Annotated in this window: 14 protein-coding genes; 7 read left to right on the forward strand and 7 right to left on the reverse strand. The window is 74.5% G+C overall.

Features of this window, described 5'->3' with window-relative positions; genetic code table 11:
* The first annotated feature begins 60 nt into the window (after positions 1-60).
* Both KZQ38_RS18700 and KZQ38_RS18705 read left to right on the forward strand, forming a co-directional pair.
* Positions 61-1,200, forward strand: a complete 1,140-nt coding sequence (locus KZQ38_RS18700; RefSeq protein WP_219443384.1) for a metallophosphoesterase family protein — start codon at positions 61-63, stop codon at positions 1,198-1,200.
* Complete coding sequence (locus tag KZQ38_RS18705; RefSeq protein WP_219443385.1) at positions 1,197-4,100, forward strand: AAA family ATPase; 2,904 nt, start codon at positions 1,197-1,199, stop codon at positions 4,098-4,100. Before KZQ38_RS18700 ends, KZQ38_RS18705 begins: the two co-directional genes overlap by 4 nt.
* 10 nt (positions 4,101-4,110) lie before the next feature.
* On the opposite strand, the gene KZQ38_RS18710 is transcribed toward KZQ38_RS18705, so the two are convergent.
* The 3 genes from KZQ38_RS18710 to KZQ38_RS18720 are packed head-to-tail and all read right to left on the reverse strand — an operon-like array spanning position 4,111 to position 7,830.
* On the reverse strand, positions 4,111-6,042 hold the full coding sequence (locus KZQ38_RS18710; protein ID WP_257901652.1) for an ABC transporter ATP-binding protein: 1,932 nt from the start codon (positions 6,040-6,042) through the stop codon (positions 4,111-4,113).
* A 7-nt stretch (positions 6,043-6,049) separates the two neighbouring features.
* Positions 6,050-6,565, reverse strand: a complete 516-nt coding sequence (locus tag KZQ38_RS18715; protein WP_219443386.1) for a methylated-DNA--[protein]-cysteine S-methyltransferase — start codon at positions 6,563-6,565, stop codon at positions 6,050-6,052.
* A complete protein-coding gene (locus tag KZQ38_RS18720; RefSeq protein WP_219443556.1) occupies positions 6,562-7,830 on the reverse strand; it encodes a bifunctional transcriptional activator/DNA repair enzyme AdaA in 1,269 nt (422 codons plus the stop codon). Before KZQ38_RS18720 ends, KZQ38_RS18715 begins: the two co-directional genes overlap by 4 nt.
* A gap of 79 nt (positions 7,831-7,909) precedes the next feature.
* On the opposite strand from KZQ38_RS18720, the gene ychF reads away from it, so the two are divergent.
* Together ychF and KZQ38_RS18730 are read left to right on the forward strand one after the other, a co-directional pair.
* Positions 7,910-8,989, forward strand: a complete 1,080-nt coding sequence (gene ychF, locus KZQ38_RS18725; RefSeq protein WP_219443387.1) for a redox-regulated ATPase YchF — start codon at positions 7,910-7,912, stop codon at positions 8,987-8,989.
* Between the two features lie 282 nt (positions 8,990-9,271).
* Positions 9,272-10,474, forward strand: a complete 1,203-nt coding sequence (locus tag KZQ38_RS18730) for a mannosyltransferase (protein ID WP_219443388.1) — start codon at positions 9,272-9,274, stop codon at positions 10,472-10,474.
* On the opposite strand, the gene KZQ38_RS18735 is transcribed toward KZQ38_RS18730, so the two are convergent.
* Positions 10,430-10,723 carry a 4a-hydroxytetrahydrobiopterin dehydratase gene (locus KZQ38_RS18735; RefSeq protein ID WP_219443389.1) on the reverse strand — a complete coding sequence of 98 codons (294 nt, stop codon included), beginning with the start codon at positions 10,721-10,723 and terminating at the stop codon, positions 10,430-10,432. The genes KZQ38_RS18730 and KZQ38_RS18735 overlap by 45 nt on opposite strands.
* Positions 10,724-10,860: 137 nt before the next feature.
* On the opposite strand from KZQ38_RS18735, the gene KZQ38_RS18740 reads away from it, so the two are divergent.
* From KZQ38_RS18740 to KZQ38_RS18750, 3 genes are read left to right on the forward strand one after another with little or no spacing between them, the layout of a single operon-like run.
* Positions 10,861-11,895, forward strand: coding sequence for a thiamine ABC transporter substrate-binding protein (locus KZQ38_RS18740; RefSeq protein ID WP_219443390.1), 1,035 nt, complete (start codon positions 10,861-10,863; stop codon positions 11,893-11,895).
* Entirely contained in the window at positions 11,871-13,466 is a 1,596-nt protein-coding gene (locus KZQ38_RS18745; RefSeq protein WP_372452253.1) for an ABC transporter permease, read from the forward strand. Before KZQ38_RS18740 ends, KZQ38_RS18745 begins: the two co-directional genes overlap by 25 nt.
* On the forward strand, positions 13,467-14,450 hold the full coding sequence (locus KZQ38_RS18750; RefSeq protein WP_219443391.1) for an ABC transporter ATP-binding protein: 984 nt from the start codon (positions 13,467-13,469) through the stop codon (positions 14,448-14,450).
* On the opposite strand, the gene KZQ38_RS18755 is transcribed toward KZQ38_RS18750, so the two are convergent.
* The 3 genes from KZQ38_RS18755 to KZQ38_RS18765 are packed head-to-tail and all read right to left on the reverse strand — an operon-like array spanning position 14,434 to position 16,837.
* Positions 14,434-14,991 (reverse strand): GNAT family N-acetyltransferase, encoded by a 558-nt coding sequence (locus tag KZQ38_RS18755; protein ID WP_308258463.1) that lies wholly within the window; start codon positions 14,989-14,991, stop codon positions 14,434-14,436. The genes KZQ38_RS18750 and KZQ38_RS18755 overlap by 17 nt on opposite strands.
* A complete protein-coding gene (locus KZQ38_RS18760; protein ID WP_219443392.1) occupies positions 14,991-15,824 on the reverse strand; it encodes a DUF2705 family protein in 834 nt (277 codons plus the stop codon). Before KZQ38_RS18760 ends, KZQ38_RS18755 begins: the two co-directional genes overlap by 1 nt.
* Positions 15,821-16,837 carry an ABC transporter ATP-binding protein gene (locus KZQ38_RS18765; RefSeq protein WP_219443393.1) on the reverse strand — a complete coding sequence of 339 codons (1,017 nt, stop codon included), beginning with the start codon at positions 16,835-16,837 and terminating at the stop codon, positions 15,821-15,823. Before KZQ38_RS18765 ends, KZQ38_RS18760 begins: the two co-directional genes overlap by 4 nt.
* Positions 16,838-16,876: the final 39 nt, after the last annotated feature.

A 16,876-nucleotide genomic window follows, 5' to 3' on the forward strand; every position in this document is an offset into this window, starting at 1 on the left:
GAGCGACACGCCGAGTCGGATGGCGGGCGTGGCGCACCCGCGCCCCTAGCGTGTGCCGGCGTGAGGCTGCTGCACACGTCCGACTGGCACGTGGGACGGACGTTCCACGGCCGCGACCTGCTGGTCGAGCAGGAATCCGTGCTCGGCGGGCTGGCCGACCTCGTTTCCGACGAGCGCGTCGACGTGGTGGTGGTCGCGGGCGACCTGTTCGACCGGGCGGTGCCCAACGCGGAAGCGGTCGCCGTGTGCACGCGCGTGCTGGAGCGGATCAGGGCCGCCGGCGCGCGGGTCGTCGTCACGCCCGGCAACCACGACTCGGCGGCACGCCTGGGCCTGTTCGGCGGGTTCGCCGCGGCGGGCGGGCTGCACCTGCGCACGCGCATCGCGGACCTGGCCGAACCGGTGCTGGTGCCGGACGCGGACGGGCCGGTCGCGGTGTACGGCATCCCGTACCTGGAGCCGGAGACGGCGCGGCACGCCCTGGGCGTGGCGGAGCGCGGGCACGCGGCCGTGCTGACCGAGGCGGTCCGGCGGGTCCGGGCGGACGTGGCGGCCCGCGGCACGCGGTCGGTGGTGCTGGCCCACGCGTTCGTGACCGGCGGCGAGCCGTGCGACTCGGAGCGGACGATCGCGGTCGGCGGGGTGCAGGACGTGCCGGGCGGCGTGTTCGACGGCTTCGACTACGTGGCGCTCGGGCACCTGCACGGGCAGCAGACGTTGGCCGAGCACCTGCGTTACTCGGGCAGCCCGGTGGCGTACTCGTTCTCCGAGGCGCGGCACGTCAAGTCGGTGTGGCTGGTCGAGCTGGGCCCGGAGGGGCTGGCGGGCGCGGAGCGGCGGCTGCTGCCGGTGCCGCGTGCGTTGTCCACGCTCGGCGGTCGCCTGGACGACCTGCTCCTCGACCCCGACCACACGCCGGTGGAGCAGCACTTCCTGTCCGTGGTGCTGACCGACCGCGTCCGGCCGCTGGACGCGTTGCGCAGGCTCCAGGTCCGGTTCCCGCACGCGGTGCACGTGGAGTGGCGGCCGGAGGGCGGGCGGACCGGTGAGCTGCGGTTCGGTGACCGCGTCCGGGGCCGCGACGACGAGGAGATCGCCTGCTGCTTCGTGGAGGACGTGCGTGGTGAGCCGCCCGCCGAGCGCGAGTTGGCGCTGCTGCGCGCGGCCATCGCCGCCGCCGCGCGGGAGGGGGACGGGTGAAGCTGCACCGGCTGGCGGTCAGCGCGTTCGGGCCGTACCCGGGCCGGGAGGAGGTCGACTTCGACCTGCTCGGCGCGGACGGCCTGTTCCTGCTGCACGGCGACACGGGCGCGGGCAAGACGACGTTGCTCGACGCCGTGGCGTTCGCGTTGTTCGGGAAGGTGCCGGGCGCGCGCGGCCAGGTGAAGCGGCTGCGTTGCGACTACGCCGACCGGGACACGCCGACCGAGGTGTCGTTGGAGCTGACCGTGCGCGGTCGGCGGTTCCGGGTGGTGCGGGCCCCCGAGTACGACCGGCCGAAGAAGCGTGGCGAGGGCGTGACGCGGCAGCCCGCGAAGGCGTCGCTGACCTGGCTCGACGGGTGGCACGGCGAGGGGCACACCCGGATCGACGACGTGGCTCGCGAGGTGGAGTCGCTGCTCGGCCTGACCGCGGAGCAGTTCTTCCAGGTGGTGCTGCTGCCGCAGGGCGAGTTCGCGAACTTCCTGCGCGCGGAGACGGCCGAGCGGGAGAAGCTGCTGGAGCGGCTGTTCGGGACGGAGCGGTTCCTCGACGTGGAGCGCTGGTTCCGGGACCGGCGGCGGGACCGGCGGCGCGAGCTGGACGAGCTGGCGCGGGCCAACCGGGACCTGGTGCAGCGGGTCGCGGAGGCGGCGGGCGAGGAACCGCCCGAGGACGGTGACCCGGAGTGGCTCAGCTCGCTGCTCAAGCAGCTCGCCGAGGTCGAGCGGGACGCGCGGCGGCAGGCCGAGACGGCGGCCGGTGCGCGGGGGCGCGCGGAGACGGCGTGGCGGCAGGCCCAGGAGCTGGCGGAGCGCGTGCGGCGGGTGCGTGGCGCGCGGGACGAGCTGGCCCGGTGCGCGGCGGCCGAGCCGCGCCGGGTGGCGTGGGTGCGGGAACGCGACGCCGCCCGCCGGGCGGCGGTGGTCGTGCCCGCGCAGGAGGCCGTGCGGAAGCTGGAACGGGCGTTGGCCGCGGCCGAGGCGGCCGAGCGCGCCGCCGCCGACGCCGCGGCGGCGTTCGGTGCGGACGCGGGCGCCGCGGGGTCCGGCTACCTGAGCGCCGACCCGAGGGCCGCTGCCGAGCGGTGTCGGGAGGAGGCGGGTGGGCTCACCCGGCTCGTCGCCGAGGCCGAGCGGCAGCGGGTGGACGAGCGGCGGGTCGCCGAGTTGGCGCGGCGGGCCGAGGAGGTGGCGGCTCGGCTGGACCGGCTGGTGAGCGCGTTGGCCGCGGCGCCGGAGCGGGTGGCTGCCGCGCGGTCGGCCGTCGAGGGGTCGGCGGTGGCCGCGGCTCGCCTGGAGGCCGTCGCGGCCCGGGCGGCGGCGGCTCGGGAGCTGCCCGGCGCGGTGGCGGCGGCACGGGTCGCCGAGGAGCGTCGCCGGGCCGCCGTGGACGCGCACCAGGGGGCGAAGGACGTGCTGCTGCGGGTTCGGCAGCAGCGGTTGGACGGCATGGCGGCGGAGCTGGCCGCGTCGTTGCGTGCCGGTGACGCGTGCCCGGTCTGCGGTGCCACCGACCACCCACGACCCGCGCCGGCCGCCGCCACCGCGGTGACGGCCGCCGACGAGGACGCCGCCGCGACCGCCGAGCAGGCCGCCCTGGACCGGCGCACCGCCGCCGAGCGGGCGGACCGGGACGCGGCGGCGCGGGTGGCCGTGCTGCGCGAGTCGGTCGGCGACGACGACCCGGCGGCGCTGGTCGCCGAGCACCGCGCGTTGGCGGCGCTGGCCGACCGGCGTGCCGAGCACGCCGCCGCGCTGGCCGACCTGGAGCGCCGGGTCGAGGCCGCGACGGCGGAGCGCTCCGGCCTGGAGCGGGAGGCGGCCGAGCTGGTCGCGGCGCGCCGCGAGCTGGCCGACACCGTCCGCGAGCGCGCCGACCTGCTGGCCGAGGCACGTGGCGACTTCCCGGACGTGCCCACCCGGCGTGCCCACCTGCTGGACCTGGCCGACGCCCTGACCGCGCTCGCCGACCGCCGCGCCGCCGTCGCCGAGCAGCGGGAACGGCTCGCCGAGCACCGCGTCGACGTCGCGCGCCTGGCGGCCGAGGCGGGTTTCGCGGACGTGGCCGAGGCGTTGGCCGCGGCCCGCCCGGAACACGCCGTCGCCGACCTGGAGGCACGCGTCCGCGAGGTGGAGGACGCGCGGCTGCGCGCGGAGTCGGTGTTGGCCGAGCTGACGGACGTCGACCCGGACGCCGAGGTCGACGTGGCCGGCACGCAGGCCCGCTACCGCGCCGCGCAGGACCAGGCCGAGCAGGCGGCCAACGCGCGGGCCGACGCCGCCCGGCGCGCCGCCCGCGCGAGCGACCTGGCCGCCCGGCTCACCGCCGCCTGGGCGGAGCTGGAACCGGTCGCCGCCGAGTTCGCGGAGCTGGACGCGTTGACCGACGTGATCAACGGCATGGGCCAGAACACCGACCGCATGACGTTGCGCACCTACGTGCTGGCCGCCCGCCTGGAGGAGGTGGCGGTCGCCGCGAGCACCCGCCTGGAGCGGATGAGCCAGGGCCGCTACCGGTTCGTGCACTCCGTCGAGGCGGGTCCGCGCGGCACCAGGGGCGGCCTGGGCCTGGACGTGCTGGACGACTACTCGGGGCAGCGGCGGCCCGCGAAGACGTTGTCCGGCGGCGAGTCGTTCCTGGCGTCGCTGGCGCTCGCGCTCGGCCTGTCCGACGTGGTCGCGGCCGGCGCGGTGCTGGACACGCTGTTCATCGACGAGGGTTTCGGCACCCTGGACGCCGAAACCCTCGAACTGGTCATGAACACCCTGGACGAGCTGCGGGCCGGCGGCCGGGTGATCGGCATCGTGTCGCACGTCGAGGAGCTGCGCCGACGCATCCCGACCCGGCTGCGGGTGCGCAAGGCACGTGGCGGCTCGTCGCTGGAGACCACCTCCTGACCCGCACCGCTCAGTTCGCCGGGGCGGGGCGCGTCAGCAGGTCGCCCCGGTACGCGGCGGCCTGGAGTTCGAACAGCTCGGCGTAGTGGCCGCGTCGTGCCATCAGCTCCTCGTGCGTGCCCTGCTCCACGATCCGGCCCCGGTCCAGCACGACGATGCGGTCGGCGTTGCGGATGTTCGCCAGCCGGTGCGTGACCAGGACGGTGGTGCGCCGCTCGGTCGCCCGCCGCAGGCCCTCGAACACCCGTGCCTCGGCCTTGGCGTCCAGCGCCGCGGTCGGCTCGTCGGCCACCAGCACCGCCGCGTCCCGGTACATGCCGCGCGCGATGCCCATCCGCTGCCACTGCCCGCCGGACAGGTCCTGCCCGTCGTTGAACCGCCGCGACAACACGGTGTCCGCGCCGTCGGGCAGGGTGGCCAGCACCTCGTCCGCGCCGGACTTGGCGACGGCGTCCCGCCACGCGTCCTCGTCCTCGCGGTCCAGCCGGCCGACGGTGACGTTGCGGCGTGCCGTCATCGGCCACTGCGCCGGGTCCTGCGCGATGACCGCGATGGACGAGTGCACGGCGGTCTTGTCGGCCTCCGCGAGGTCCACGCCGTCCCAGCGCACCACGCCCGACGTGACCGGGAACAGGCCCGTCAGCACCTTGCCCAGGGTGGTCTTGCCGGAGCCGTTCTCGCCGACCAGCGCGACCACCTCGCCCCGCCGCACGGTCAGGCTCACGTCGTCCAGCGCCGGCGCACCCTTGCCGGGGTAGGTGAACGTGACGTGCTCCAACGCGATCAGCTCCGGGTCGGTGGGCGGGCGCGTGCCCGTCGAGCCCTGCGCCCGCTCCGCGCCCTCGGCCAGCAGCCGGCGGTAGAAGTCGATGTAGAACGAGTCCTCGTACAGCGAGTTCACCGCGCGGGTCGTGGTGCCCAGCGAGGAGAAGCCCGTCCGCATCGCGAGCAGCGCCGTGCCCGCCAGCGCCAGTTCGATGCCGCCGGTGTGCAGCAGCAACACCAGGACCCCGTACGCCACGCCCGTGCCGACACCCGCCATCGCCCGGCCCGCCAGCCGCACCAGGTTGGTCCGGTGCGCCATCCGCACCTCGTCGCCCACCAGCGAGTCCGCGATCCGCCGGTGCTCGGCGAGCAGCCGCTCCTGCAACGTCAACGCGTGCCGCTCCAGCGCGAAGTCCCGCCCGGTCGCGACGTCCTCCACGACGCTCTTGCGGGTGTTGCGCGTCACGGAGTCGAGGAAGTGCTGGTAACGCAGCTTCGACACGCGTGCCGACGCCCAGGCGTTCGCGGTGGCCGCCAGCAGCAGGGCGGGCGCGAGCCAGAAGTCCAGCAGCCCCACCGCCACCACCGCCGCGACGACCGTGACGCACGACGACACCAGGTCCGCCAGGTACCGCAGGCTGCTCTCCAGGCTTCGCACGCCGTTGCGCCCGCCCTGGCGGGCCAGTTCGCGGAAGTCGGCGTCCTCGAACGCCAGCAGCTCCGCCCGCACCAGCACGGCGGTCACCTCGTCGTTGGCCGCGCGCGTGACGCGCGGGCGCAGCGAGCCCTCCACCGCCGCGACGGCCGCGTCCAGCAGGGCGCGTGCCGCGTACGACCCGACCACCACGGCGAGCGCGGGCAGCGACGCGGTCACGCGGGCGGGCGTCGGTCCCTCCCGCAGCAGCGCCGTGAACACGTCCGCCGTCGCCAGCAGGCCGAACGCCGTGACGCAGCCGGACAGCACGTGCACCACGCCCGCGGCCAGCGTCAGCCGCGGCGACGTGCGCCACGCCAGCCGCAGCACCACCCGGATCGCCGCGGGCAGGCTCCGCAACGCCTTGCCGAGGCTCACCGAAGCCGCCTGCCGACCCATCCGCGCCCACTTGGGCGTGGCGATGTTCTCCACCCCGATCAACACCATGCCGTCCAGGAAACCCGCGGGAACCGGTGCGGCCAACGAAAAATCAGGGGCGGGCGGGTGCGGGGTCCTCGTGGTGGAGCAGCCGGCGCTTCACGTCGACGCCCCAGCGGAAGTCGCCGATCGCGCCGCCGGTCCGGATCACGCGGTGGCAGGGCACGAACAGCGTGGCCGCGTTGCGGGCGCACGCGCTCGCCGCCGCCCGCACCGCCGTCGGGCTGCCCGCGAGCAGCGCGTAGTCCGCGTAGCTGACCGGCTTGCCCGGGGGCACGGTGCGCAACGCCTCCCACGCGCGCTGCATGAACGCGCCGGACCGCTGACGCACCGGCACCTCGTCGATCGCGTCCAGCGCGCCCGCGTGGTAGTCGCGCACCGCCCGCGTGATCAGGCCCAGGTCGCGGCGCGGTACGAGTTCGGCAGGCCGCAGCGACGGCGACACCTGCGGCAGCAGGTCGTCGGTGCTCGCGGTCCAGCCGCTGGCCAGCACGGCGCCGTCCGGCGCGACGACGGCCGTGAACGGGCCGATGTGTGTGTCCACAGTGGACGCGAATGCGGTGCTCACGCGCTCCTCCTCAGGTGCATGGCGGCGTAGGAGCGCCAAGGGCGCCACGCCGCGTTGTCGTTGTGCAACGGCACGTCGGGCGCGCCGAGCACGCGCATCACGACGTACCGGGCGATGTCCGGGCCGACACCGGGGAACGCCGCCAGCTCCGCTTCCAGGTCGTCGGTGTCGCGACCCACGTCCACGACGAGCGAGCCGTCCGCGAGCGCCGCCGCCACCGGCGAGTCGATCGCGGACGGCGCGGGGTAGAGGTGGGTCACCGGGCCGTCCGGGACGTCCAGCGCCTCGCCGGGCGACGTGTGGCCGAGGGCGCGCAGCAGCGTCTCCGCGCCGTCCACGCTGCCCGGCAGCCGCACGCCCGGCCGCGCCGCGACCAGGGGCCGCAGGGTCGGGTCGTCGCCCAGGAACTCGTCCACCGCCCGGGGGTCCGCGTCCAGGTCCAGCAGGCGGCGCACCCGGTTCACCGCGCTGCCCAGGTCACGCAGGTCGGTCAGCCGCAGCGAGCACGACACGTACCCGGCGGCGGGCGTGAGGATCACGGTCGCCTGGCCGTGCGGCAGTCGCAGCGACCGCGCGTACGTGGTGTCCGTGACGTGCTCCACGCCGGGTATCGCCGACGCCCGGAAGTACCCGAGCAGCCCCGCCGCGTCGAACGGCGGCCGGTACGGCAGGCGCAGCACGATGCGGCCGGCCGCGCCCGGCGCGCTCCGCTTGGCCCGCAACGCCGACGGCGTGGCCGCGAACACCGACCGGATCGTGTCGTTGAACTGCCGCACGCTCGCGAACCCGGCCGCGAACGCGACTTCGGTCAGCGACAGGTCCGTGGTCTCGATCAGCAGCCGCGCCGAGTGCGCCCGGTGCGCCCGCGCCAGGGCCAGCGGACCCGCGCCGAGTTCGGCGGTGAGCACCCTGGTCAGGTGGCGTTCCGAGTAACCGAGCCGGGCGGCCAGGCCCGGCACGCCCTCCCGCTCCACCACGCCGTCCGAGATGAGCCGCATGGCCCGCGCCGCGAGGTCCGCCCGCAGGTTCCACTCCGGCGAACCCGGCACGGCGTCCGGCAGGCAGCGGCGGCACGCCCGGTACCCCGCCGCCTGCGCGGCGGCGGCCGTCGGGTAGAACTCGGCGTTGCGGCGCTTCGGGGTCACCGCCGGGCACGACGGCCGGCAGTAGATGCGGGTGGTCCGCACGGCGAGGATGAAGCAGCCGTCGAAGCGGGCGTCGCGGGCGGCGACGGCCCGGTAGGCGCGTTCGGTGTCGACCAGCACGACAGTCACTGTGCCACCGTCCGCACCAGCGTTCTCGCGGAAATCGGACACGACACCCGGGCGCGTAGACTCACCACCCGTGAGTTTGACCCTCGGTATCGTCGGCCTGCCCAACGTCGGCAAGTCCACCCTGTTCAACGCCCTCACGCGCAACGACGTGCTCGCGGCGAACTACCCGTTCGCGACCATCGAGCCGAACGTCGGCGTGGTGCCGTTGCCGGACGCCCGCCTCGGCAAGCTGGCGGAGATCTTCGGCTCCGAGCGCGAGGTGCCCGCCGTGGTGTCGTTCGTCGACATCGCGGGCATCGTGAAAGGCGCGTCCGAAGGCGCCGGGCTGGGCAACAAGTTCCTCGCGAACATCCGCGAGGCCAACGCCATCTGCCAGGTCATCCGGGTCTTCGACGACTCGGACGTGGTGCACGTGGACGGCCGCGTGGACCCCGCGTCCGACATCGAGACCATCAACACCGAGTTGATCCTCGCCGACCTCCAGACGCTGGAGAAGGCCGTGCCCAGGCTGGAGAAGGAGGCGCGGACCCAGAAGGACCGCCGCCCCGCCCTGGACGCCGCCCTCAAGGCACGCGCGGTGCTCGACTCCGGGCGCACGCTGTTCGCCGCGCGGTCCGAGGTGGACGGCGAGCTGCTGCGCGAGCTGAGCCTGCTCACCGCCAAGCCGTTCCTCTACGTCTTCAACGCCGACGAGGCGGTCCTCACCGACGAGGCGCGGATCAAGGAGCTGCGCGAGTCGGTGGCGCCCGCGGACGCCGTGTTCCTGGACGCCAAGGTCGAGGCGGAGCTGCTGGAGCTGGACGAGGAGTCGGCCCGCGAGCTGCTGGAGTCGATCGGCCAGCACGAGCCGGGCCTGCACGCCCTGGCCCGCGCGGGTTTCCACACGCTGGGCCTCCAGACCTACCTGACGGCAGGCCCGAAGGAGTCGCGGGCGTGGACCATCCCGCGGGGCGCGACCGCGCCGCAGGCGGCGGGCGTGATCCACACCGACTTCGAGCGCGGCTTCATCAAGGCCGAGGTGGTGTCCTTCGACGACCTGGTGGCGGCCGGCTCGATGGCCGCCGCGAAGGCCGCCGGCAAGGTCCGCATGGAGGGCAAGGACTACGTCATGGTGGACGGCGACGTCGTGGAGTTCCGGTTCAACGTCTGAGCCGGGGACGGAGGAAGGGCCTCCCGGGCGGATGCTCCGGAAGGCCCTTCGGTCGTCACGTCGGCCGGTGCCGACGTCAGCGCACGTGGTTGCGGCTGTGGCGCGCCAGGGCGAAGACGCCCCCGGCGGTGGCCAGCATCAGCAGCGCGGCGACGGTGAACACGACGATGTCGGCGGTCATGCGATTCCCCTTGCGTTGATCTCCCACTCGTCTTGACGTACGGGTACCCGGTTTCGTAGCCCGACAGTCGCGCAATTCACACGATCGTGGAGGTACTGGCTGTGAACCTGAGGGCGTTGGAGGCCCGGGTCCTCACCGTCGCGCCGTGGTTGTTCGGGCTCTCGCTGGCGGGCCACCTGGTGATGGTGGCGTTCCAGACGCAGATGACCATGATCGACCTGATGGTCTACCGCAACGGCTCGCCCGAGCTGTTCTCCGGCAACCTCTACCAGTGGCGGCTGTCCGAGTTCTCGGACCAGTTCGCGCTGCCGTTCACGTACCCGCCGTTCGCGGCGATCGCGTTCCTGCCGCTGTCGCTGCTCTCCTGGGAGGCGTCGCGCTGGTTCTGGCAGCTGCTGAGCCTCGCGTGCCTGTGGTTCCTGGTCCGCAAGTCGCTGCACCTGGTCGGCAGCCGGGACCCCCGGCGGGCGATGCTGTGGACGGCGTTGTTCGTCTGGGTCGAACCCGTCCGCACCACGCTCAACTACGGCCAGGTCAACCTGCTCCTCGCCGCGTTGCTGCTCGGCACGATGGTGAGCACGCGGGCGTGGGCGGCGGGCGCGGGTGTCGGCGTCGCGGCGGGCGTCAAGCTCACGCCGGCGATCTCCGGCCTCTACTTCCTGGTCACCCGGAACTTCAAGGCCGCCGCGTGGTCGATCGCCGCGTTCGCGGGCACGGTCGGCATCGGCTACCTCGTGACGCCGGGCCAGTCGAACCAGTTCTGGTTCGAGCTGCTGGGCGACGCGACCCGCGTCGGTCCGGTCGGCTCGGCGATCAACCAGTCGCTGCGCGGCGCGTTGTCCCGCACGGTCGGCTACGACGTGGAGACCGGGCCGGTCTTCCTGGTGGCCGCGGTGGTCGCGGCGGCGCTGACCGGGTGGGCGCTGCACGCCGCAGCGCGCGCCAAGGACACGCTCGCGATGCTGGTCGCCGTGCAGTTCCTCGGCCTGCTGGTGTCGCCGATCTCGTGGAGCCACCACTGGGTGTGGGCGGTGCCCGCGCTGATGTGGCTCTGCTACGGCGTGCGGCACCGGCTCGCGGCCGTCGCGGCGTGGGCGTGGGTGCTCGCCATCGGCAGCTACCTGATCTCGTTCCTGCTGATCGCGCAGGAGTCGATCTGGATCATCCCGCGCCCGTGGCACCTGGCGCTGCTCGGCTGGGTGTACCCGGCGGCGGGCCTGCTCACCCTCGTCACGATCGCCGTCGTGCTGCGCACCCGGTCACCCGAGCGCGTCGAGCACGCCGTCGATCTCGCCGGCAAGTGACACGTCCAGCGCGGTGATCCCGCCGCTGGAGTGCGTCCGGCAGCGGAACGTCAGGATGCGCCAGCGGATGTCGATGTCCGGGTGGTGGTGGTCGTTCTCGGCGATCTCGGCGACCCGGTTCACCACCTGGACGGCGTGCGGGAAGCTCGGGAGTTCGGCGGTGCGCACCAGCGCGCCGCCCCGCGCGGTCCAGTCGGGCAGCTTGGCGAGGGCGGCGGTCACCTGGTCGTCGGTCAGCAGCTCGGCCATGTGCCAGATGGTGCCACCGCGTGGCGTAAGCTGCGCGTTCGCCACGGGAGTCCGGTGTTGCGCCGGGCTGAGAGGAGGGCACGCAGGCCCTCGACCGTCCCCACCTGATCCGGGTAATGCCGGTGTAGGGAGAGATGATGTTGCGACGTGTCCTGACCGCCGCCCTCGCCGGGATCGCGCTCACCGCGTGCTCGGTCACGGTCGACGACCCCGCGCCGCCGGGCGAACGCGTGGTGACGGTGCTCACGCACGACTCGTTCGCCGTGTCGCCGGAGGTCCTGGACGCCTTCCGGGCCAAGAGCGGGATCACGGTCAAGACGCTCGCGTCCGGTGACGCGGGTGAGCTGACCAACAAGCTGGTGCTCACCAAGGGCAACCCGCTCGGCGACGTGGCGTTCGGCGTCGACTCGACCTTCGCGTCCCGCGCGCTGAAGGAGGACGTGTTCGCCGAGTACGCGTCGCCCGAGGCGGACCGGGGCGCGCAGCGCTACCGGATCGACCCGCCGAACCGGCTGCACGCGGTGGACGTCGGCGACGTGTGCGTGAACGTCGACGTGGCAGCGTTCAAGGACAAGGGCGAGCCGAGGAGCTACGCCGACCTGGCCGACCCGAAGTACAAGGACCTGCTGGTGGTCGAGGACCCGGCCACGTCCTCGCCGGGCCTGGCGTTCCTGCTGGGCACCGTCGCCGAGTTCGGCGAGTCCGGCTGGCAGGACTACTGGTCGCGGCTGAAGGCCAACGGCGTGAAGGTGGTCAGCGGCTGGGAGGAGGCGTACACCCAGGACTTCTCCGGCTCCAGCGGCCGGGGTCCGCGCCCGGCCGTGGTGTCCTACGCATCCTCGCCGTCCGCCGAGATCGGCGAGGACGGCAACCCGCGCACCAGGGCGCTGCTCGACACGTGCTACCGCCAGGTCGAGTACGCCGGTGTGCTGAACGGCGCGAAGAACCCCGACGACGCCCGCGCGGTGGTGGACTTCCTGCTGTCGGCCGAGTTCCAGGCCGACGTGCCGGGCCAGATGTACGTCTACCCGTCGCGGGAGGGCGTGGCCCTGCCCGAGGCGTGGGCGAAGGCCGCGCCGCTGCCCGCGCAGGCACGCGCGCTGCCCGCGGACCGGGTCGACGCCAACCGGGAGCAGTGGGTCCAGCAGTGGCGTTCCCTGGTGCAGGGCTGAGGTCGGGCTGGACGCTCGCCGCGCTGCTGCCGATCGCGTTCCTCGGGGTCTTCTTCGCCTGGCCGGTGGCCGCGATCGTCGGCCTGGGGTTCGCCGAGGGCGGCGTGTGGCGTGCGTTGACCGAGCCCGGCACGTGGGGCCTGGTCGGGTTCACGCTCGGCCAGGCGGCGGGCGCGACGGCGCTGGCGTTGCTCGCGGGGCTGCCGGTGGCGTTCCTGCTGGCGCGGTGCCGGGTGCGTGGCGCCGGTGTGGTGCGTGCGGCGGTGATGGTGCCGTTCGTGCTGCCGACCGTGGTGGTGGGCCTCGCGTTCCGGGCGCTGTGGCCGGACGGCGGCGTGCTGCCGATCGTGCTGGCCAACGCGTTCTTCAACGTGGCCGTGGTGGCGCGGACCGTGGGCGGCCTGTGGGCGCGGGTGGACCGGCGTGCCGAGGACGCGGCGCGTGCGCTGGGCGCATCCCGGACCCGGGCGTTCACGTCGGTCGTGCTGCCCGCGCTCGCACCCGCGATCGGCTCGGCCGCGTCGGTGGTGTTCCTGTTCTGCGCCACCAGTTTCGGCGTGGTGCTGGTGCTCGGCGGCGCGCGGTACCGGACCCTGGAGACGGAGATCTACCTGCGCACGGTCGAGCTGTTCGACCTGTCCGGCGCGGCGGCGTTGTCCCTGCTCCAGTTCGCCGCCGTGGTGGCGGTGCTGCTCCTCGGCGGCGCGGCCCGGCGCAAGCGGGAACGGGCGTTGCCGCTGCGGGTCGAGCCGACCCGGCGACCGGTCGGCGGCGAGTGGGCCGCGGTCGTGGCGGCGTGGCTGGTGGTCGGCGCGCTGCTGGTGCCGGTGGTGGGCCTGGTCGTGCGCTCGCTGGCCACGGCGGACGGGTGGAGCCTCGCCGGGTACCGCGCGCTCGCCGGCACGGGTGAGCGCGGCACGCTCGCCGTGTCCGGCTGGCAGGCCGCGCTGAACTCGGTGCGCGTCGCCACCGACGCCACGCTGGTCGCGCTCGTCGTCGGCGTGCTGTCGGCGGTGGTGCTGGTCGGGTTGCGGCGGCGCGGGTCGTGGCTCGGCGAGGTCCTGGACACGGCGCTGATGCTGCCGCTGGGCGTGTCGGCGGTGACCGTCGGCTTCGGCTACCTGGTCACCATGGACGCGTTGCCCGGCGACTTCCGCACGTCGCCGCTGCTGGTGCCGCTGGCGCAGGCGCTGGTGGTGACGCCGCTGGTGGTGCGGATCGTGCTGCCCGTGCTGCGTGCCGTCGACGAGCGGCTGCGGCAGGCGGCGGCGTCGCTCGGCGCGAGCCCGTGGCGGGTGTGGCGGGAGGTGGACCTGCCGCTGGCGGCCCGGTCGCTGGTGGCGGCGGCGGGTTTCGGGTTCGTGGTGGCGCTCGGCGAGTTCGGCGCGACCAGCTTCCTGGCCCGGCCCGACGCGCCGACGCTGCCGGTGGTGATCGCCCGGCTCATGGGTCGGCCCGGCGAGTTGAACAGCCAGCTCGCCTACGCGGCGTGCGCGTTGCTGATGGTGGTGACCACGGTGGCCGTGCTGCTGATCGAGCGGCTGCGCGTGCCCGCGGGTGGGGAGTTCTAGATGTCGTTGGGGCTGAACGGGATCAGCGTCCGGTACGGCGCGGTCGAAGCGGTGTCCGAAGTGGACCTGGCGGTCGGCGGCGGCGAGGTGGTCGCGTTGCTGGGTCCGTCCGGGTGCGGCAAGTCGACGTTGCTGCGTGCCGTCGCGGGTCTGCTGACGCCCGCCGCGGGTTCCGTGACGTGGGACGGTGAGGACCTGGCGGGCACGCCGCCGCACCGGCGTGGTTTCGGCCTGGTGTTCCAGGACGGCCAGCTGTTCCCGCACCGGGACGTGGCCGGGAACGTGGCGTTCGGCCTGCGGATGCGTGGCGTGCCGCAGGACGAGCGGGCGGAGCGGGTGGCGCGGCTGCTGGAGCTGGTCGGGCTCGCCGGTTACCAGCGGCGGAGGGTGACCGAGCTGTCCGGCGGCGAGCAGCAGCGGGTGGCGTTGGCGCGTGCGCTCGCGCCGCGGCCCCGGCTGCTGCTGCTGGACGAGCCGTTGTCGGCGTTGGACCGGGCGTTGCGGGAAGCGCTCGCCGACGACCTGGCGCGGCTGCTGCGCGAGGCGCGTGCGACGGCGCTGGTGGTCACCCACGACCACGACGAGGCGTTCACGCTGGCCGACCGGGTGGCGGTGATGCGGTCCGGCCGCGTGCGCCAGGTCGGCCCGCCCGCGCGGGTGTGGCGTGCGCCGGTGGACGTCGAGACCGCCCGGTTCCTCGGCTGCGGCGTGGTGCTCGACCCCGAGCCGGCGCGGCGGCTGGTGGGCGTGGCGCACCGGGTGGGGCTGCGGGCGACGGCCCTGCGCGTCGACCCGGACGGCCCGTTCGAGGCGGAGGTCCTGACCCGCGCGCACCGCCGCGACCACGTCCGGTCGCTGGTGCGGGTGGCCGGGTTCGAGGGCGAGTTCGAGGCGGTGGCCCCGGTGTCCGCGCCGCCGGAGCCCGGTGACCGGGTGCGGTTGGCGGTCGACGCGGACGGGGTCGCCGTCATCGGCGGTGGCTGAGAGCGGGGCGGTGGCACCGGGCGGCCCACTCCTCGGCCGTCAGGTCGTACTCGACCTCGCCGTGCTCGGAGCCGGGGATCGGGTCCGGCCAGTCCACCACGCACGTCCGCCGGTGACGCAGGCCGACCTTCGCCAGGACCCGGCGCGAACCCGTGTTCACCGCCAGCGCCGTGGCGAACACCCGGCGCACACCCAGCTCGCGGAAACCGCGCGCCACCAACGCGCGCCCGACCTCGGTGGCGTAACCCGCGCCCCAGTGCGCCCGGCGCAGGCGGTAGCCCAGCTCGCGCACGCCGTCGTCGGTGGTGCGGAACTCGAACGCGCCGAGCAGTTCGCCCGACGCCCTCGCCACGCCCGCCCACCAGCCGTCCACCCGGAGCAGCCGGGGCAGCAGCACGCGCCGCGTGGTGGCGGGGTCCAGCGGTCGGCCGCCCTCCAGGTACCGCATCACCTCCGGGTCACCGTGCATCGCCACCAGCGGACCCTCGTCGGCGGGGGTGAAGCGGCGCAGGACCACTCGTTCCGTCTCCAGGAACACCACTAGCTGTCCTTGGTGGCCAACCGCATGGCCGCGAGCGACAGCCCGATCAGCACGTAGCACCCGGCGAGCGCGGTGCTGTGCCACAGCTCCCCGGTGGGCAGCGGGTCGCGCATCACGTCGACCAGCTTGTTCCAGCCCGACGTGATCAAGTACGGGTGGAGCCAGTCCAGCGAGCTGAACACGCCGAGCACCCCGGACACGATGACACCGGCCATGGTCGCCGCCATCACCACCAGCGGGTGCTCGGTGCACGCCGAGATCGCCATCGCGATCGCCGCCACACCCCACACCTGCACGGTCACCAGCAGCACGGTCAACGCGATCCGGCCGAGCGCGGCACCGACCGGCAGCGTGTTGCCGGACAGCGTCAGCATCCCCTGCCCGCCGAACAACACCACGCCCACCACCGCGCCGACGACGGCCAGCAACGCCACCGCCGCCAACGTCATGGTCGCCACGCCGAACGCCTTGATCGCCAGCAGCCGGACCCGGCCGACCGGCGACAGCAGCAACCCGCGCAACGTGCCGTGCTGGGCCTCGCCCGCGAGGCCGTCCGCCGCCCAGATCGCGCCGACCAGCGGCAGCAGCAGCGGCAGCGCCAGGAACAACGTGAACACCGGCAGCACCAGGCCGTTGCCGGCGATGATCGCCGCCAGGCCGGGACCGGCGGGTCCGTCGCCGTCCACCGCGAACCACAGCCCGATGCCCGCGAGCACCGGCACCAGGCACAACGCCGACAGGCCGATCACCGTCCGCGGCCTGCGCACGATCCAGCGCAGCTCGGACCGGAGCTGCCTGCCCAGCGGCGCCCGCGTCACGACCGGGTTGGTCATCGCGCCCCCTCCTCGACGGTGTCCACCGCGGACAGACCCTCCTCGGCCTCCTCGGCCTCGGTCAGCCGGGCGAACAGCTCCTCCAGCCCGGTGCGCTGCCGGCGTGCCTCCCACACCGGGATACCGCCCTTCACCAGCGCCTCCAGCACGGCAGGCGGCGTGGTGCCGATCAGCTCGACGCGCAGGCTCTCCCCGCCCGCCGCGCGTGCCGAGATCCGGGCGTCGCGCAGCACGTTCAACGCGCGCACCCACTCCGGCGTGGTGACCAGCAACGCGCTGCTCTCCGCCTGGAGCAGCTCGGTGAGGCCGCCCTGGGCGACGACCGTGCCGCGGTGCAGCACCGCCACGTGCGTGCAGGTCGCCTCGATCTCGCTGAGCAGGTGCGACGACACGACCACGGTGGTGCTGCCCGTGCGCAGCTCGGCGATCACGTTGCGCACCTCGCGCGTGCCCGCCGGGTCGAGCCCGTTGGTCGGCTCGTCCAGCACGATCAGCTCCCGCGGCACCAGCAGCGCGGCGGCCAGGCCGAGCCGCTGCTTCATGCCCAGCGAGTACCCCCGGTAACGCCGGTGCGCGGCGGCGGCCAGGCCGACGCGCTCCAACGCGTCCTCCACCGCCCGCTTGATGTCGCCGGTGGCGAGCAGCGGCTCGAAGGCCGCCACCCGCCGCAGGTTCTCCCGCCCCGTCAGGAACGGGTGGAAACCGGGTCCCTCGACCAGCGCGCCGACGTGCGGCAGCGCGGCGGCGGCGCCGTCGGGCAACGCCCTCCCCAGCAGCTCGACCTCCCCCTCGGTCGGCCGCACGAGCCCGAGCAGCATCCGGATCGTGGTGGTCTTGCCCGAGCCGTTCGGCCCGAGCATCCCGAGCACCGCCCCCCGCGGCACGTCGAGGTCCACCCGGTCCACCGCCACCGTCCGGCCGTACACCTTGCGCAGCCCCCTGGTGCGCGCGGCCAGGGCCGGTGCGGTGACGTCGTCCGCACGTTCCGCCGGCGTGCTGGTCGAGGTGGTCATCCGGCTCTACCCCCTGCGTCGTTCGACGCGGTCGCGGCG

The organism is Saccharothrix obliqua (genome assembly GCF_019375475.1).
Lineage (GTDB): Bacteria > Actinomycetota > Actinomycetes > Mycobacteriales > Pseudonocardiaceae > Actinosynnema > Actinosynnema obliqua.

Bases quoted from the DNA above. Each gene is read 5' to 3' on its own strand.
- KZQ38_RS18735 (WP_219443389.1), bottom strand. From the start codon at position 10,723: ATGGCCGAGCTGCTGACCGACGACCAGGTGACCGCCGCCCTCGCCAAG.
- KZQ38_RS18740 (WP_219443390.1), top strand. From the start codon at position 10,861: ATGTTGCGACGTGTCCTGACCGCCGCCCTCGCCGGGATCGCGCTCACC.
- KZQ38_RS18750 (WP_219443391.1), top strand. From the start codon at position 13,467: ATGTCGTTGGGGCTGAACGGGATCAGCGTCCGGTACGGCGCGGTCGAA.
- KZQ38_RS18760 (WP_219443392.1), bottom strand. From the start codon at position 15,824: ATGACCAACCCGGTCGTGACGCGGGCGCCGCTGGGCAGGCAGCTCCGG.
- KZQ38_RS18765 (WP_219443393.1), bottom strand. From the start codon at position 16,837: ATGACCACCTCGACCAGCACGCCGGCGGAACGTGCGGACGACGTCACC.